Consider the following 15,791-nt stretch of genomic DNA (forward strand, 5'->3'; position numbering starts at 1 on the left):
CTAGCTCTCTAGCTCTCTAGCTCTCTAGCTCTCTAGCTCTCTAGCTCTCTAGCTCTCTAGCTCTCTAGCTCTCTAGCTCTCTAGCTCTCTAGCTCTCTAGCTCTCTAGCTCTCTAGCTCTCTAGCTCTCTAGCTCTCTAGCTCTCTAGCTCTTCAAACTCATAGCTCTCTGGTATCACGACGACACCTTGCTCTGAAATATGGAATCGCGTTGAATCTTTGGCAGGATCAAAGCCGATGCGAGTATTGGGTGGGATCTTCACGTGTTTATCGATAATACAGTTACGTAGCTGGCTGTTTTCACCAATACAAACCCCATCAAATAAGATCGAATCGACGATGGTGACGCCATCATTGATTTGTACATTGGCAGATAAAATAGAATGATGCACCGAACCACCTGAGTTGACTACACCGTTGGCGATGATCGAGTTGATGAAGATGCCCTCGTTCCCCGTAGCTGACGAAACCGTGCGCGCAGGCGGGTATTGATATTCGTAAGTTCGCACTGGCCAAGAAGATTGGTAAAGATCAATCGGTGGCACTGGCTCTAGTAAATCCATATTGGCCTGGTAGAAAGAGTCGATGGTACCCACATCACGCCAGTACGCATCTTGGCTTACTCGGCCTTCTTCATTACCAAATTGATACGCATACACCCCTTGTTGGTCGATGAGCTTTGGAATGATGTCTTTACCAAAGTCATGACTAGACAGGTCATCATCAGCATCGAGTTCTAGGGATTCAATCAAGGTCTTCATTGAGAAGATATAGATACCCATTGACGCCAAGCTTTGAGTTGGATCGTGCGGTGTTGCAGGTGGATGCTCAGGCTTTTCTTCAAAGGCGACGATACGTTTATCGTCATCAATGCCCACACAGCCAAAGGCACTGGCTTCATCAAGTGGTACTTCCATACAAGCGATAGTCAGGTCAGCCCCCGTTTTCTTATGTTGGCTAAGCATTGGCTCGTAGTCCATTCGATAAATATGATCACCTGATAGAACCACTACATAATCCGCATCGCTGCGGTCTAGTAACCAAAGGTTCTGATAGATGGCATCGGCGGTCCCTTCGTACCAGTTCTCGCCTTTACGCATTTGAGGTGGTACGGCTGTGATGTATTCGCCGAGCTCTGGGTTGAAGATCGACCAACCATCTCGGAGGTGTTTTTGCAGGGAGTGAGACTTATATTGCGTCAGTACAAGGATACGTCTTAAACCGGAGTGTAGACAGTTGGTTAGCGTGAAATCGAGTATTCGATACTTACCACCGAAAGGAACGGCTGGTTTTGCTCGGTTGTCAGTAAGAGGTGAAAGGCGTGAACCCATGCCTCCTGCAAGTATTATGGTCAATGCGTCCTGCATAGTCGTAGTCCTTGAGCTTTGTTTAATTAGGGGGAGTTAAACAATAGCTATCAAGTTTTAGACCACAATATAAGTGGTTGTATTATTGGCTGATTATAGAATGGCCTTGTTTGATTGCACCAGAATGGCGAGCGAAGTTAATCTCTCAATCCCTAATATAGTGCAATCAAGCAATCTCAGTCGCTTCTTCTACGGTAAGCGTTTTAATGACGTTGCGACCCGATGACTTGGCATCATACAGTGCGATATCGGCACGCTTGTAAGACTCATTAGCTCTTGCACACAAGCTGGTTAAACCCCCACTAATAGTGACATCGTACCGATGCTCAAGCTCAATAGCGATGCGCAGACGATTGAGTACAACTTCTGCTTCACGTAATGGTGTATGAGGCAAAAGAATCGCAAACTCTTCACCTCCAACTCGGGCAATGAAGTCGGTCTCTCTGCAGCCAAGCTCTAACGTTCTTGATACAGATTTAATCACTGAGTCGCCGACGTCATGACCAAGTTCATCGTTAATTCGTTTAAAGTAGTCGATATCGACAATCGCTAGACAGGTATGTTCTTTGTCTGGGTAGCGGTTATATTTGGAGGTTAAAATATTCAGTTCTTGATCGAACTTTCTTCGGTTCCAACTATTGGTGAGAGGATCGCGCTCACTGAGATCACGTAAGCGGTTCTCTAATTTCTTGCGGGCGGTAATATCGACGAACGATGCGACGTAGAACTGGATATCGCCTTGTTTATCTGTGATGGTTTGTAGGCGCAGTAATTGGTCAATAAGCGCGCCGTTCTTGGTCTTATTGGTGATCTCACCTTCCCAAAAGCCATCTTCGCGCAACGATTTCCACATCATCATGTAGAACTCTTGGTTGTGCTTACCTGAAGCAAACACATCAGGTTGTTTGCCCTCAATTTCTGCTAGAGTGTAGCCACTGAGCTGAGTAAACTGCTGATTTACCTTAATGATCTTGTTCTGTTTGTCGGTGATGACGAGTGCAGACATGCCATTCATTGCAGCTCGTGCGATCTTACTTTCTAGACTGTTCTTATTGTGATTTGAATTCCACAGGGTTAAACCAGATGAGATGAGGAATACGATCATGAATAGATAGACAGAGTTCTCGATGAACTTTTCAATGGCCTCGTCGTAGACCTCGGCCATTTTTGGATCTTGCCCAACGAAGAGTAAAAATATTGGTCTTGTCAGCGAGGAGAGGTTTCCACCATGGTTGGGAGTGATGTTGAATCTTGAGTAGATGTACCACTGCTCACCATCGTAGTAACTACCATTCAATGATTCTTTCATTTGAGCCCAAAGCTTTTGGTGTGCGCGTGCAAATGTTAACTCTGCATTCTTTGGGTACATATTGATAAATTGAGGCTGGACGTCGTGCCCGAGAATGATGTCGCCAACTTCACTGATAATCAGTGGTAGGTAATTGCTGGTCTCGTAAGTGAGTGATTGATAGATCTGTCTGACATTAACGTTGGCAATGAAGTAACCATAGCGTTTTAGAGCACCGGTATCAGGGTTTATAGCATCAACAGGCGTTAACAAGCGCATCGTCGGGATTAGAGGGTAGACCAAATCGCCATTCTCTACCTCAAAATCGATACCAAAGTGCCCAATTTCCCCTGTTTTGAGTTGCTTTGCGTAATCAAAATAGTTTCGATCCCCTTTAAACTGAAGCTCCGATTTAGGAACGATGTAGCTAACACCGTCTTGATAGTTTAAGCGCAGTTTTTCCATTCCCTCCGTGTCTACAAACCGAAGTTGTGAATAAATCTGAAGTGATTCTGCGCTCAGGCGCCAAAAGTCATACATTAACGCGACATTACTCTGCGATGGATTTAATGCCGTGAGAGTGAGTTGGTCAGAGCTTGAAAGAATCTTGATCGAAGATTGCAGCTTACCTACAAACTGCTGTAAGCCTTTAACGCTGTACTGTAGGTGGTTGAAGTTATCTTGCTCAATGCGGTTGTGGTGCTCGGTCTTAATTTGCTGAAAGTCATAGATGACATAAAACAGTGGGACGACACCAAATGTGATTAAAAGCGCTAGAAACTGAAAAGCGATTTTCACTGGCTTCATATTTTGGACGGAGCTCACAAACCGAAAAATAAACCAGAATAGTATACCGCTAATAGAACTAAGGCTATTTCTAGTTTTTGAAAGTTTGACCTATTAAACATTACTACTAAAAGAGTAGATCTACTGATGGGTTTGAGCCCTGAAATTTATCTAGCATAGAGAAATACAGTTTACTGTGTGGTATAGTCGATGGTTAGATTCAATTTTATTGTTTAACGCTCAAAGGCTTCATCATGACCTGGAAAAATTCGATAGAGAATAGGCTAACTTTTCTATTCATGTTGGTCATGTTTGGCTTGTTTGGAATCACGTCCTCTATTTCCATATATTTTGGTGAAGTCAGCAAGTCTCAGAATGACTCTGAATACAGTGATAAGTTAATGCATGTGAGTTTTGCCTTGATTCGTGGATTTCGTAATCAAGTTAGAGTGTTGACTCGTGACTATGCGGAGTGGGACGAAACTTATCACTACGTATTAACCGACGATGCTGAATTTACCCAGCAACAACTGGGTGCGGCTGCTTTAGAGTCTGGTGAGGTTGACGGAGTCGCTATTCACTCGCCCGTTTATGGTTTGATGTACAGTGAAAGTACGCTTCAGTATTTAGATAATAAGTCTTTATGGGCATTGTTCGATGACTTCTCTAGTGCTGATGTTTCTGTTCCACTTCGAGGCTTAGTCTTTGATAAAAGTAGAGCCTACATCTATACATCCATGCCAGTGACAGGAAACGGTGCATCTAAAGAATCAGTAGGTAGGATTACTTTTATCAAGCAGATTACACATGCACTGAGTGAACAAATATCCGCGTCAATCCAAGAAGAATTTCGTATCGTGAACAATTTAGATACCCATACTTCTTCTCGCTTTGATATCCATGATAAATGGAGATACGAACGACTTAATATGAGTTTTGAGCACGAGCATCTTGTCGCTACTTATCAAATGACTCATGGAGAAGATCAAGTTCTACCGCTTCACATCGAAGTTAAGATGAAGCGACTGGATACTTCTAACGACCGTTATTGGCCGCAACTTGTTCCTCAGTTCATCATCATGGCGATTCTAGGTGGCATGTTGCTGCTGATTCTTAGAAGACGTGTCACGAACCCAATCAAACAGTTGATTGAGTGGCTGAATCAGATCGGTAACCTAAACATGTCTGAAGACCTCAAGCCATTTGAGCGTGCCGATTATGGTGAAATTGGCGTACTGAGTAAGCGATTCGAAGAAATCTATAACGATCTTTACGAGCAACACCAATTCAGTCAGATTTTACTCTATTCAATCAGTGACTTTATTTTTACGGTCGATAGTGCCGGGCGAGTTGATTACTGTAACCCCGCCGCTGCAGAGTGGTTGAAGATCGATGCTAGAAGTGTTGAACATCAAGAGTTTGAGTTGCTACTTTCTTGCTTAGATGATGATTTACCGAGTGTTTCAAATTGGCTTTATCGAGCGCTGCATACCTACAGTGAATACAGTGGAGAGGCGAATATTCGAATTATCAGTCAGCCGGATTGTGTGTTCAAAATGCAGGTTCAGGTGAGTCCGATGCTACAGGCAGAAGAAGGGCAAAAAGGCGCAATGATCATCCTGCGCCCCCTTGAGTAGGACTAAAAGCCTTGTTTGATCATGCCGATCAATTTTGACCATAGCGATGAGTCATGGCTCTTTGGTTGTGCTTCTTGGCCTAGATAGTAGTATTTCACTAGGCTTACTCTAATATCATCAACTTCTGTGAGCTCTATTTTACTGAGTAGCTCAGCACTCTCTAGCGCGTGGTCGTTCGCTAAACTAAAGTCCATACCTCGATAGCCCTGAATGTAGAGCCAGGCTTGAGTAATCATTGCTAAATGATTGCTACCGGTAAGCTCAAACTTGTTCGCGTGTTCATCGCCAACCCCATTTTTAATCGCACTTTTCATTGCACGAATGCTTTCTAAGTGTGTATTTAGGGTTTGAATCGATTCAATATGAAGTTTGGTAAAAAGGCCTAAAAGTAGATAAGAGGCAGACTTATCAGCTTGGTTTTCGACAACACGCTGATAAAAGGTATTATTTTGCGCTATCAACTGCTCGTATTGCGTCAGTTTTTCTGCCGCAACACAATCTGAAAAGCCAATAGACGTTAAGTGTTTTTTTAGAATCAAGTTAATTGTGTCCACTCAACTTCAGCGTCGCCCGATGGCGAGTTAATGTAAAGCTTGTCTCCCGAAATCATCACAGATAAGTCCATTGTGCGTTCCACAAGACTTGCCATTGCTTCAATACCTTCGTTGTCTAAGCGAATCACTTCAGGGTTGTATGTGGAGATCTTGTTCTGATTCTGATTCCACCAAACTGTTGATTTAGTATTGAACGTGAAGATGGAGACCTTGTCTGAAATACGGCTCACTTTTTTTACCCGCTCCGGATCTGGTTCACCAATATCAATCCACTCGGTAATCTGTCCGTCTAATGCTTTGACCCAAATATCCGGTTCTTCAATCGTTGATAGCCCTTTGGTTAACGTCAGCTCTGGTTGTGCTTTTAAACAGAAAGCACAGATGCGTGCCATCATACGTTGCAGTGTTTCGGAAGGGTGTTGTGCCACCGTCAGGTTGATTGAATCGTAGTGGTCGCGATTCATATCGGTCAGAGCGATACGAAACTTATAGATAGTCGGTTTGAGAGCCATGAAAAGAGTCACTGAGTTGTTGAGTGAAAGGCATAAAAAAGCCAGCAATTAAGCTGGCTATTGTGCATCAGTGTTCGGCGAGATTAAAGTGCTTTGATGCTGTCTGCTTGAGGACCTTTCTGGCCTTGAGAAACAGTGAACTCTACTTTTTGACCTTCTGCTAGAGTTTTGAAACCATCACCAACAATTGCAGAGAAGTGCGCGAAAACGTCAGGACCGTTCTCTTGCTGAATAAAACCAAAGCCTTTTGTTTCGTTAAACCACTTAACGGTACCTGTTACTGTGTTAGACATGTGTCATGTTCCTAATTTATACATTACTTTTTTGGGCTAGTGTAGGGCACTAGCAGTCGTTCGATAGCATGGAAAAGTTGATCGCTACTGATGTGACACAACGACAGAATTCCGACAATTCAACGAGATGTAACCGATAGACTAAGCCTTCCTGTGCTAACCTCGAGTCTAGAGTTTTGACCGACTAAGTCAATGAAATCAAGTGCATGAATTGTATGGATTTTGAACTTCCGCAAGTTTTTTCTAATGTCAGGCTAGATCCCATCAGGGCTGGCCGTTTTCATGAATTATTGATGACAGTTTTTCATGATCTATGCGACAGTTTTATGTTTGTCTTTTAAACAAAAAATCTTTGTTTGACCCAAATCACTTTATAAAAGATCTTTCATCCAAGTGGGTTATATGTGATTATACCGAACGAATGACGGAGCCGCTTGTAACGATAGGAAATTGTGCCTTTGACCAAATTTTTCTATCGGACAGTAGTCTTTATCCTTACTGCTTGATGTGAGTCTTTTGAAACCATGAATCTATTAAATTCGATCGCTAAGAAGTTGGTGCTAGCGATAGCAACCATACTAGTGATTATCTCTGCAATCGTATCCTATTTTGCTGTGTCCCAACGAGCAGAAAGTGTAGAGGCGGAAGTGCTTCAGCATGTTGAACTTGAAACTGGCCAAACCGCAAGCACCATCCGTGAGTTCTTCCGTGAGCGTTCTCGTGTTGTAACCACGCTTGCTGAAACCCCTTTTCTAAATGACTGGTTTGCGGACTATACAGAGCGTGGCTCATACATCGAAGACGATGCTGAATACCAATCTATTGTAAAAATGTTTGCAGGCGTATCTCAGCATGACCCATTGATAAAATCGGTATTTTACGCTCCAGCGAATACCTTCGAATATTTTGATATTAATGGTCGCTACAATGACGCGAACTACTACACCAATAAACGCCCTTGGTGGTTTGAAGCGCTAGAAATCGACCGTTTGTTTATCACTGAACCTCAGATTGATGCCAATGATAAAAGCATTGTGACGTCTATAAAGACCACGGTGAAAACGAACCAAGGTAAGTTAGTTGGTGTCTTGGGCATTGATATTCTTGGTACTGAGATCAAAGAGAAACTTATTGATAAGATGGCTTATCAAGGCCAAGGCACCGGCTTTTTGATTACCTCGGAAGGCCAGATCATTGCATTGAATGATCGCCAAAACATGATTGATATGTCAAAGCTACCAACACTGGACCAAGTTGACCGTATCGTACCCAACTCTTCTGGTTTCAGTGAGCTATTAAATCAGGCTCAACGTTCAGATACCTTATCTGGTAGTGTGGTATTTAACGGTGTTGAGCAGGAGGTATTTGTTCAGAGCATAAAAGACACTACGATGAACCTCGATTGGCGCATTGGCTTTATGGTCCCTGAATCTATGATTTCTGGCCCAGTTAAAGCGACACTTTGGGGCACGTTAGGCTTTATCGTTACCATGGTCGTGATTACATGTGTGATCCTAATGGCCCTGATTAATCTGGTGTTGACGAAACCAATGAACAAGGTTGTTAGCGCCATGGATGACATCGCAACAGGTGAGGGCGATTTAACGCAACGCTTGGATTATGCGCACAATGATGAACTTGGCCGTTTAAGCGACAGCTTCAATACGTTTGTTGATAACATCCAAACGACGATTCGACTTAGCCTAAGTGCGACAAATCAAGTGGCGACAGGCTCTGATGAGCTACAAAAAGTTGTGGGCTCGTTTGGTACAACGGTGTCTGGGCAGAAGAGCTTCATTGAACAGATTGCAACGGCTTCGACAGAAATGTCGCAAACCATCAATGGTATTGCCGATAGTGCTCAAACGGCGCAGTGTTACTCAGAAGATGCGACGGCTCGCGCTCAAGAGGGTAAAGAGGTGGTTGATCAAGCGACGCAGCTGATGAACGCGCTTTATGAAGACGTTTCGAAAACAGAGCAAGACGTAACAGTATTGCACGAAAACGTAACGGCGATTTCAAACGTACTCGGTGTGATCAAAGGTGTCGCAGAGCAAACCAATCTTCTGGCGTTGAACGCGGCAATTGAAGCAGCGCGTGCTGGTGAACAAGGTCGCGGATTCGCAGTTGTCGCCGATGAGGTACGTACTCTTGCTCAGCGAACTCAAGAATCAACCGTGAACATTGAATCTATTATCGATCGTCTACAAACCTCGGCTTCTGAGACGGTGGAGTCAATGAAGGTTGGTCGTGATAAAGCCGAGCAAGGCGTTGTGATGATTGCGGATGTCGACCAGAAGCTAAACGATATTCGTGAAGCGGCTGAGCTTATCAAGACTCAATCACAAGAGATTGCGTCTATGGTAAAAGAGCAGGCGATTGCCTCTGAAGATATCACCCAGCAAACCGTGTCGGTAGATCAGCTGGCTGAGGAGTCGGTAACAAGCACTGCGGAGATGGAGAATAAAATCCAACAGCAAGTGCGGGTTATCGATTCGTTGAACGAGACAATCAGTAAGTTCAAAGTATCCTAATTAGCTCTGAGCTAAAATGATGAAACGGCGACCTTTTGGGTCGCCGTTTTTATAGCTGTTAAAAGGTGGTCTCTTGTATATACATTGATCATTCAACATCGAACAAGCTAAAGATTCAGAGATTTGATGTAGTTGAGGGAGCTTGTATCCATATCTACCCATAACTCCAATTTCTATGGGTAGAAACCTACACATTTTTAACCGTCTAGGTTCGAAAAAATCATTAATGCACAGAGAGTTCCTCTTTAAGTTATTGAAAATAATATAATTTAATTGGTTGTATACCTGGTTGGCTAGCTTATTGCTCTTAGTAATGCATCTACACCCAAAGATGGGAGTAGTTCAAATACCAAGGAGAATAATAATGTTAAAGCCTCTTACCCTACTGTCTGCCTCTATCCTCGCTGTGACTAGCTTTAATGCTGCTGCAAATTGTGACCCGGGCGAAACTGTCATCAAATTCAGTCATGTAACCAATACAGACAAACACCCAAAAGGAATTGCTGCTTCTCTATTGGAGCAACGTGTTAACGACGAGATGAATGGCAAGGTTTGTATGCAAGTCTTCCCTAACTCAACACTTTATGATGATAACAAGGTGTTAGAGGCTCTTTTGAACGGTGACGTGCAACTTGCTGCCCCGTCTCTCTCTAAGTTTGAAAAGTTCACCAAGAAGTACCGTATCTTCGATCTGCCGTTTCTATTTGAGGATGTCGATGCCGTAGACCGTTTCCAAAATTCAGAGTCTGGTCAACAGCTAAAAGACGCGATGAAGCGTCGTGGTTTGCAAGGTCTGGCGTTTTGGCACAATGGTATGAAGCAGATGTCTGCGAACAAACCTTTAATGACACCAGAAGATGCAAAAGGCCTGAAGTTCCGTGTTCAAGCATCGGATGTTCTGGTAGCACAGTTTGAGCAGCTTGAAGCGAACCCACAAAAGATGTCGTTTAAAGAGGTATATGGCGGTCTGCAAACCAAGGTTATCGATGGCCAAGAGAACACATGGTCGAACATATACGGTAAGAAGTTCTTCGAAGTTCAAGATGGTATCACCGAGACCAACCACGGCATCCTTGATTACCTCGTCGTAACGTCGAATGACTTCTGGAAAGGTCTACCAAAAGATCAGCGTGAGCAGCTAAACACCATTATCCAAGAAGTCACAGCGACACGTAATGCCGAATCCACAAAAGTTAACCTCGCAAACAAGAACAATATCATTGAAGCCGGCGGTGAAGTTCGTAGCCTAACGCCAGAGCAACGTGAGCAATGGGTGAGTGCACTGCAACCTGTATGGAAGAAGTTCGAGAAAGACATTGGCTCTGACTTGATTGAAGCAGCACTCGCTTCAAATAACTAATCACAGCATATCTAACAATAATAACTATGGGGCTATAGCCCATTAAAAAGGCTCTCTTGTACTTGTAAACAACAGAACGTTACAGGTACATCGGGAAAGAGAGCCTTTCATTTTTCGATGAATAGAATCTAAAGCGATAACACTATGGAACAGTCTACTTTTGCCAAGATAGGTCAAGTGACGGATGCAATTGAAGAGACATTGATTGCCTTCTTCTTAGGCGCAATGACGCTGCTTACCTTTGCCAATGTCATCTTTCGCTATGTTTTAAACGACAATATTTTGTGGGCGCTAGAGCTTACCGTTTTTATGTTTGCATGGATGGTGCTAGTTGGTGCGTCTTATGGTGTCAAAAAACACTTTCACATTGGCGTTGATGTGATCATCAACATGGCGCCTGACAAGCTAAGAAAGATATATGCCCTAATCGCAGCCGCAAGCTGCTTGGCCTTCTCCATCCTTCTTCTCATTGGTTCATGGAACTATTGGTATCCGTTTGCGACGGATCGTGCTTGGTATGAAACCGACGATATTCCAATGCCTGAAATACTGCAGTTCTTGGCCGACTGGCTCAACGAGGGTGAACGCTACGAAAAATTGCCTCGCTTCATTCCTTATATGGCATTACCGATTGGTATGGCACTACTGACGTTTCGGTTTCTCCAGGTGACCTACCAAATTGCAACAGGCAAACTTGACCGCTTAATTGCGGGTCATGAAGCGGAAGAAGAATTAGAAGCGCTAAAAGAAGAATACAAAGAAGTGGGTGATGTGGTCTCTTCAAGCGCGCACAGCAATAGCGACAGCACTGCTAGCGATTTTAAGAACGACCACACCAAAAACAGCCACAACAATAACAATAAGGAAAACTAGACATGGATATCCTACTGCTTTTTGTCATGGTAATAGGCTTCATGCTGGTAGGCGTGCCTATTGCTGTTTCGCTGGGTCTATCCAGTATTCTATTTTTGCTGATGCACTCAGATGCCTCTTTGGCTTCAGTTGCTCAAACCTTATTTAATGCTTTTGCTGGGCACTACACCTTATTAGCGATTCCGTTCTTTATTCTTGCTTCCAGCTTTATGTCGACGGGGGGCGTTGCAAAACGCATCATCCGCTTTGCTATCGCTATGGTGGGCTGGTTCCGTGGCGGCCTAGCCATGGCCTCGGTTGTCGCATGTATGATGTTTGCTGCGCTTTCAGGATCATCCCCAGCAACAGTCGTGGCGATTGGTAGTATCGTTATCGCCGGTATGGTGAAAAACGGTTACTCAAAAGAGTTTGCCTCTGGGGTGATTTGTAACGCAGGTACGCTAGGTATTTTAATTCCACCTTCCATCGTTATGGTGGTGTATGCCGCAGCAACGGATGTATCTGTTGGTCGTATGTTCCTAGGTGGCGTTATTCCAGGCTTGCTTGCTGGTGTGATGTTGATGATTGCTATCTACATTGCTGCTCGAGTAAAAAACTTGCCTAAACAACCCTTTGTTGGTTGGGGTGAAATGTTCGCTGCAGCGAAAGATGCAAGCTGGGGATTGTTGCTGGTGGTGATTATCCTTGGTGGTATTTATGGTGGTATTTTCACACCGACGGAAGCCGCAGCAGTGGCTGCTGTGTACTCGTTTTTGATTGCTAACTTTATCTACAAAGATATGGGGCCATTCGCAGACGAGAAAAATACCAAACCAGCAATCGTAAAAGTGTTCCAAGCATTTGTTCATAAAGACACTAAGCACACGTTATACGATGCCGGCAAGCTGACCATCATGCTGCTGTTTATCATCGCCAATGCGCTGATTTTAAAGCATGTACTGACTGAAGAACGCATCCCTCAAATGATCACAGAATCGATGCTTTCTGCGGGTTTAGGACCAATCACCTTCCTGATTGTTGTGAACGTATTACTGCTGATAGGTGGTCAGTTTATGGAACCATCAGGCCTTTTGATTATCGTTGCGCCTCTGGTTTTTCCAATTGCGATTGCGTTGGGGATCGACCCAATTCACCTTGGGATAATGATGGTAGTGAACATGGAAATAGGGATGATCACACCACCCGTTGGACTCAACCTGTTTGTGACCGCTGGGGTTGCTAAGATGTCGATGATGCAAGTGGTCAAGGCCGCGCTACCTTGGGTGGGGGTTATGTTCTTGTTCTTGATTATCGTGACTTACGTTCCTTGGGTATCAACTTGGTTACCAACCACGTTAATGGGGCCAGAAATTATCACTAAGTAATTGACTGAAAGGCGGTTTACACCCAAGTAAACCGCCTCAACTTTTTCATATCTTAAATCTTAAATCTTAAATCTTTAATTTTTAAATCGACTCTTATCAATCCCATACTTCTGCATCTTGTCATACAGTGTTTTGCGTGCGATCTGCAATACATCTATCGTTTCATTTATTTTTCCGTCGCATCCGGCGAGCGTTTGTTCAATCAGTGCTTTCTCAAACTCAGCGACCTGCAAGGGAAGGGGAGCCGTCGAAGGTGTTGCCTGATTGGTGTCAAGGTGACTCAAGTTGCCAAGCAGGACAAACCGTTCTGCGCTATTACGTAACTCTCGCACATTTCCTGGCCAGTCGTGACACATCAAGCGTTGTAGGTCGGTCTCTGGAAGAGCATTGGCGGCTTTGCCGTAGCGGGATGCTGCAACCAGCAAAAAGTGATGGAATAGCGCAGGAATGTCGTCTTTGCGATGACGAAGCGCGGGTAGGTCAAGGGTGACAACATTGAGCCTGTAATAGAGGTCTTCCCGGAATGTGCCTTCTGCAGCGGCCTGTTTTAGGTCAACCTTGGTGGCGGCAATAACCCGAATATCAATTGGGATTAATGTGTTGGATCCGATACGCTCAATATGACGCTCTTGAAGTACACGCAATAGGCGGATCTGAGCCTGCATCGGCATCGATTCTATCTCATCAAGAAAAAGCGTTCCGCCGGAGGCATGTTCAAACTTACCAATGCGCTTGCTATCCGCGCCGGTGAAAGCGCCTTTCTCATGACCGTACAGTTCACTCTCTATTAGGTTTTCTGGCACAGCCCCACAGTTGATCGCGACAAAGTTCGCATCTCGACGTGAGCTCTGTTCATGAATAGAGCGAGCAAACAGCTCCTTACCCGTTCCGGTTTCACCAAACAGCAAGATATCGGCATTGGTATCTGCGATATGATTGATGGTGGAACGCAGGTTTTGAATCGTAGTGGTTTCACCAATGATTCTTGGGCCTAATACTTGACTTGCTTTGAGGTCTTTTTTCAGCGCCTGGTTCTCTAACATTAACTCGCGTTTTTCTAGTGCACGCCGAGTAGTGTCAATCAATCGTTCGATGGGAAAGGGCTTCTCAATAAAATCATAAGCACCATTTCTTAGTGCCTTGACCGCCATTGATATATCACCATGACCAGTAATCAAAATCACAGGAATATCAGCATCTTGATTAAGGATGCTGCTCAATACATTCTCGCCATTCAGGCCTGGTAAACAGATATCGGTAATGACGACTTTCGGTAACCCATCCGCCTTGATGGCGAGCAACGCATCTTCGGCACTGGCATAGAAGTTTGCCGATATGTCCTCTAATTCGAAACTCTGCTCTATAGCTATTCGAATGTCGTTTTCGTCATCGATGAATATTACGTCTTTCATGGTGATCTCGTTATGTTTGGTGTTATCGGGCTAGGCACTTGGCAAACTAATGATGAATCGAGCTCCACCCAAAGGAGAGCTGTCGACTTCTAATTGCCCTTGCATTGCTTCAATGAGTTGTTGAGAGATAGATAGCCCAAGTCCTACACCGTTCTTTTTCGTGGTAACGAAGGGTTTAAACAGCTCTCGTTGTTGTGTGAGTTCAATACCTGGACCGTTGTCATCAATGGTGATGATGAGTGATTGATTCATCACTTTGACACTCAGGCAGACATGTCTTTGCTGTTGAACCTCAAAGGCCTGAATAGCGTTCGTGACTAGGTTAATCACGACTTGCTCAAGCTGTATAGCATTGACATCAACCTGAGGTAGCGATTCTGGTATGTCTATTTGGAAATTAATCTGATAACTCTTTAGCTGAGCGATGAGTAACTCATGCGCCGACTCGATAATAGGGATAAGCGACTGCTTAGCGCGATCTTGCCGGTCACTCTTACGAGAAAACGTTCTGAGCTGCTGACTGATTTTCGCCATTCGATCCGTTAAGGCGGAAATCCTTGAGAGATTGTCGTCTACACGTTCGAATTTCTCTTTTTCTAGGAAGCGACGACCATTGTCGGCAAAGCTGCGAATCGCGGCTAATGGGTTATTCAGTTCATGGCTGATGCTCGCAGACATCTGTCCTAATACCGCGAGCTTGGCGGCTTGAATCAAGTCATCTTGTGTTTCACGCAGCTTGGTTTCGGTTTTTATCTTTTCGCCGATCTCTGCGTGAAGCTCTGCGGTTCTTTCCATCACAAGAAACTCGGCCTTTTGCTTCGCTTCATATTGCAGCTGTTCGAACTGGCGCTTCTTTAGCTGTCTTTGGTAATTCAGCAAAATCGAAAGGTAGGCGATGACAAATAACAGTGTCAATAGCAGTCCATAACTGAGCGCAGGCCAGAGTAAGGTTAGCTTAGATGTCAGTACCCGAATGGTGAGAGGATGGTTTTCCATTGCTAGTGAGGACATCAAGTAGTCACTTGCTAAGCGAGATGTGTGAGGAGTCACTAACTCTGTTTGTTTGCTAGTGACATCACCGTAAAGGTTGAGTGAACGAACCGGTTGATCCAGATATTGGCGACTATTGAGTATTTGTTGTCGAGTTTGGCTCGTTAATGGAATCAGGCTCTTGAACAACCAGCCTTCTTTATTCGACATAAAGATAACCTGATTGTCATCGGTTGCAACGAATATACTGTTGCTGTCTTTCCAGTTGGCTTCAATGGTGGAAAGATCCATCTTTACTACGATGATCCCAATGACGTCTGCCGCATAGATAACCGGGTAACTAAAGTAATAGCCGCGTTGCTTAGAACTAGATCCTAACGCAAAGTATTGTGCAGCTTGTCCTTTTACAGCGTGATAAAAATAAGGTCGCCACGCATAGTTTTTACCGACGAACGAGCGAGAAAGATTCCAGTTGCTAGCCGCAAGTGTTGTGCCTTCTGTATCTAGGAGATATACATCGGTCGATTGAATCGTATTGTTGATGCTTTCGAGATAACGGTTGGTGATGTCTTTCTGCGCTGAGTTAGACGGCGATTGCAGCAAGCCAACCAATAGGTCGTCTTTGGCGATAAGCTCTGGGATATGGGCATACTTGTCGAGCTTACTGGAGATGAATAGTGTAAAACGCTCGAGTTGTTCTGCATGCTCTTGGTAGAGCGAAGCTTTACTGTGGTGCCAAATCCAAAACGAACCTATCCCCAAACATGCTAAATAGAGGATAAGTAAGCTGATTTTTCCTTGTCGATAAGCAACCATAACACA

At 44.2% G+C, this 15,791-nt stretch carries 12 protein-coding genes; 5 read left to right on the plus strand and 7 right to left on the minus strand.

Annotation, left to right across the window (positions count from 1 at the left end; translation table 11 throughout):
- Positions 1-136: 136 nt before the first annotated feature.
- Together glgC and DPF91_RS13080 are read right to left on the minus strand one after the other, a co-directional pair.
- Positions 137-1,393, minus strand: coding sequence for a glucose-1-phosphate adenylyltransferase (glgC, locus tag DPF91_RS13075; RefSeq protein WP_277392945.1), 1,257 nt, complete (start codon positions 1,391-1,393; stop codon positions 137-139).
- Between the two features lie 139 nt (positions 1,394-1,532).
- The gene (locus DPF91_RS13080; protein WP_164684155.1) at positions 1,533-3,452 is read right to left on the minus strand and encodes a sensor domain-containing diguanylate cyclase; all 1,920 of its coding nucleotides are present in this window, start codon (positions 3,450-3,452) and stop codon (positions 1,533-1,535) included.
- 242 nt (positions 3,453-3,694) lie between these two features.
- On the opposite strand from DPF91_RS13080, the gene DPF91_RS13085 reads away from it, so the two are divergent.
- Positions 3,695-5,077 (plus strand): CHASE4 domain-containing protein, encoded by a 1,383-nt coding sequence (locus DPF91_RS13085; protein ID WP_117234883.1) that lies wholly within the window; start codon positions 3,695-3,697, stop codon positions 5,075-5,077.
- Positions 5,078-5,079: 2 nt separating this feature from the next.
- Here the strand turns inward: DPF91_RS13085 and DPF91_RS13090 are convergent, their stop codons facing one another.
- The 3 genes from DPF91_RS13090 to DPF91_RS13100 all read right to left on the minus strand — a co-directional run bounded on the left by DPF91_RS13090 (position 5,080) and on the right by DPF91_RS13100 (position 6,436).
- Complete coding sequence (locus DPF91_RS13090; protein WP_164684157.1) at positions 5,080-5,616, minus strand: hypothetical protein; 537 nt, start codon at positions 5,614-5,616, stop codon at positions 5,080-5,082.
- Positions 5,613-6,143, minus strand: a complete 531-nt coding sequence (locus DPF91_RS13095; protein WP_117234885.1) for a YaeQ family protein — start codon at positions 6,141-6,143, stop codon at positions 5,613-5,615. The genes DPF91_RS13090 and DPF91_RS13095 overlap by 4 nt, the downstream gene beginning before the upstream one ends.
- An 83-nt stretch (positions 6,144-6,226) precedes the next feature.
- On the minus strand, positions 6,227-6,436 hold the full coding sequence (locus tag DPF91_RS13100) for a cold-shock protein (protein ID WP_117234886.1): 210 nt from the start codon (positions 6,434-6,436) through the stop codon (positions 6,227-6,229).
- A gap of 524 nt (positions 6,437-6,960) precedes the next feature.
- On the opposite strand from DPF91_RS13100, the gene DPF91_RS13105 reads away from it, so the two are divergent.
- From DPF91_RS13105 to DPF91_RS13120, 4 genes are all read left to right on the plus strand, one after another.
- Positions 6,961-8,970, plus strand: coding sequence for a methyl-accepting chemotaxis protein (locus DPF91_RS13105; protein WP_117234887.1), 2,010 nt, complete (start codon positions 6,961-6,963; stop codon positions 8,968-8,970).
- 364 nt (positions 8,971-9,334) lie between these two features.
- Positions 9,335-10,330 (plus strand): TRAP transporter substrate-binding protein, encoded by a 996-nt coding sequence (locus DPF91_RS13110; protein ID WP_117234888.1) that lies wholly within the window; start codon positions 9,335-9,337, stop codon positions 10,328-10,330.
- 144 nt (positions 10,331-10,474) lie between these two features.
- Positions 10,475-11,203: a TRAP transporter small permease gene (locus DPF91_RS13115; protein WP_117234889.1), complete on the plus strand. Its 729-nt coding sequence runs from the start codon at positions 10,475-10,477 to the stop codon at positions 11,201-11,203.
- 2 nt (positions 11,204-11,205) lie between these two features.
- Positions 11,206-12,567 carry a TRAP transporter large permease gene (locus DPF91_RS13120; RefSeq protein WP_117234890.1) on the plus strand — a complete coding sequence of 454 codons (1,362 nt, stop codon included), beginning with the start codon at positions 11,206-11,208 and terminating at the stop codon, positions 12,565-12,567.
- A gap of 74 nt (positions 12,568-12,641) precedes the next feature.
- Here DPF91_RS13120 and DPF91_RS13125 read toward each other — a convergent pair whose 3' ends face one another.
- Complete coding sequence (locus DPF91_RS13125; protein ID WP_117234891.1) at positions 12,642-13,979, minus strand: sigma-54-dependent transcriptional regulator; 1,338 nt, start codon at positions 13,977-13,979, stop codon at positions 12,642-12,644.
- Between the two features lie 30 nt (positions 13,980-14,009).
- Complete coding sequence (locus DPF91_RS13130; protein WP_117235136.1) at positions 14,010-15,785, minus strand: sensor histidine kinase; 1,776 nt, start codon at positions 15,783-15,785, stop codon at positions 14,010-14,012.
- Positions 15,786-15,791: the final 6 nt, after the last annotated feature.

Source organism: Vibrio maerlii, assembly GCF_003415655.1.
GTDB lineage: Bacteria > Pseudomonadota > Gammaproteobacteria > Enterobacterales > Vibrionaceae > Vibrio > Vibrio maerlii.

Excerpts from the sequence above, each read along its gene's own strand:
- DPF91_RS13120 (WP_117234890.1), top strand. The coding sequence starts at position 11,206 with ATGGATATCCTACTGCTTTTTGTCATGGTAATAGGCTTCATGCTGGTA.
- DPF91_RS13110 (WP_117234888.1), top strand. The coding sequence starts at position 9,335 with ATGTTAAAGCCTCTTACCCTACTGTCTGCCTCTATCCTCGCTGTGACT.
- DPF91_RS13100 (WP_117234886.1), bottom strand. The coding sequence starts at position 6,436 with ATGTCTAACACAGTAACAGGTACCGTTAAGTGGTTTAACGAAACAAAA.
- DPF91_RS13085 (WP_117234883.1), top strand. The coding sequence starts at position 3,695 with ATGACCTGGAAAAATTCGATAGAGAATAGGCTAACTTTTCTATTCATG.
- DPF91_RS13125 (WP_117234891.1), bottom strand. The coding sequence starts at position 13,979 with ATGAAAGACGTAATATTCATCGATGACGAAAACGACATTCGAATAGCT.
- DPF91_RS13115 (WP_117234889.1), top strand. The coding sequence starts at position 10,475 with ATGGAACAGTCTACTTTTGCCAAGATAGGTCAAGTGACGGATGCAATT.
- DPF91_RS13130 (WP_117235136.1), bottom strand. The coding sequence starts at position 15,785 with ATGGTTGCTTATCGACAAGGAAAAATCAGCTTACTTATCCTCTATTTA.
- DPF91_RS13105 (WP_117234887.1), top strand. The coding sequence starts at position 6,961 with ATGAATCTATTAAATTCGATCGCTAAGAAGTTGGTGCTAGCGATAGCA.
- DPF91_RS13095 (WP_117234885.1), bottom strand. The coding sequence starts at position 6,143 with ATGGCTCTCAAACCGACTATCTATAAGTTTCGTATCGCTCTGACCGAT.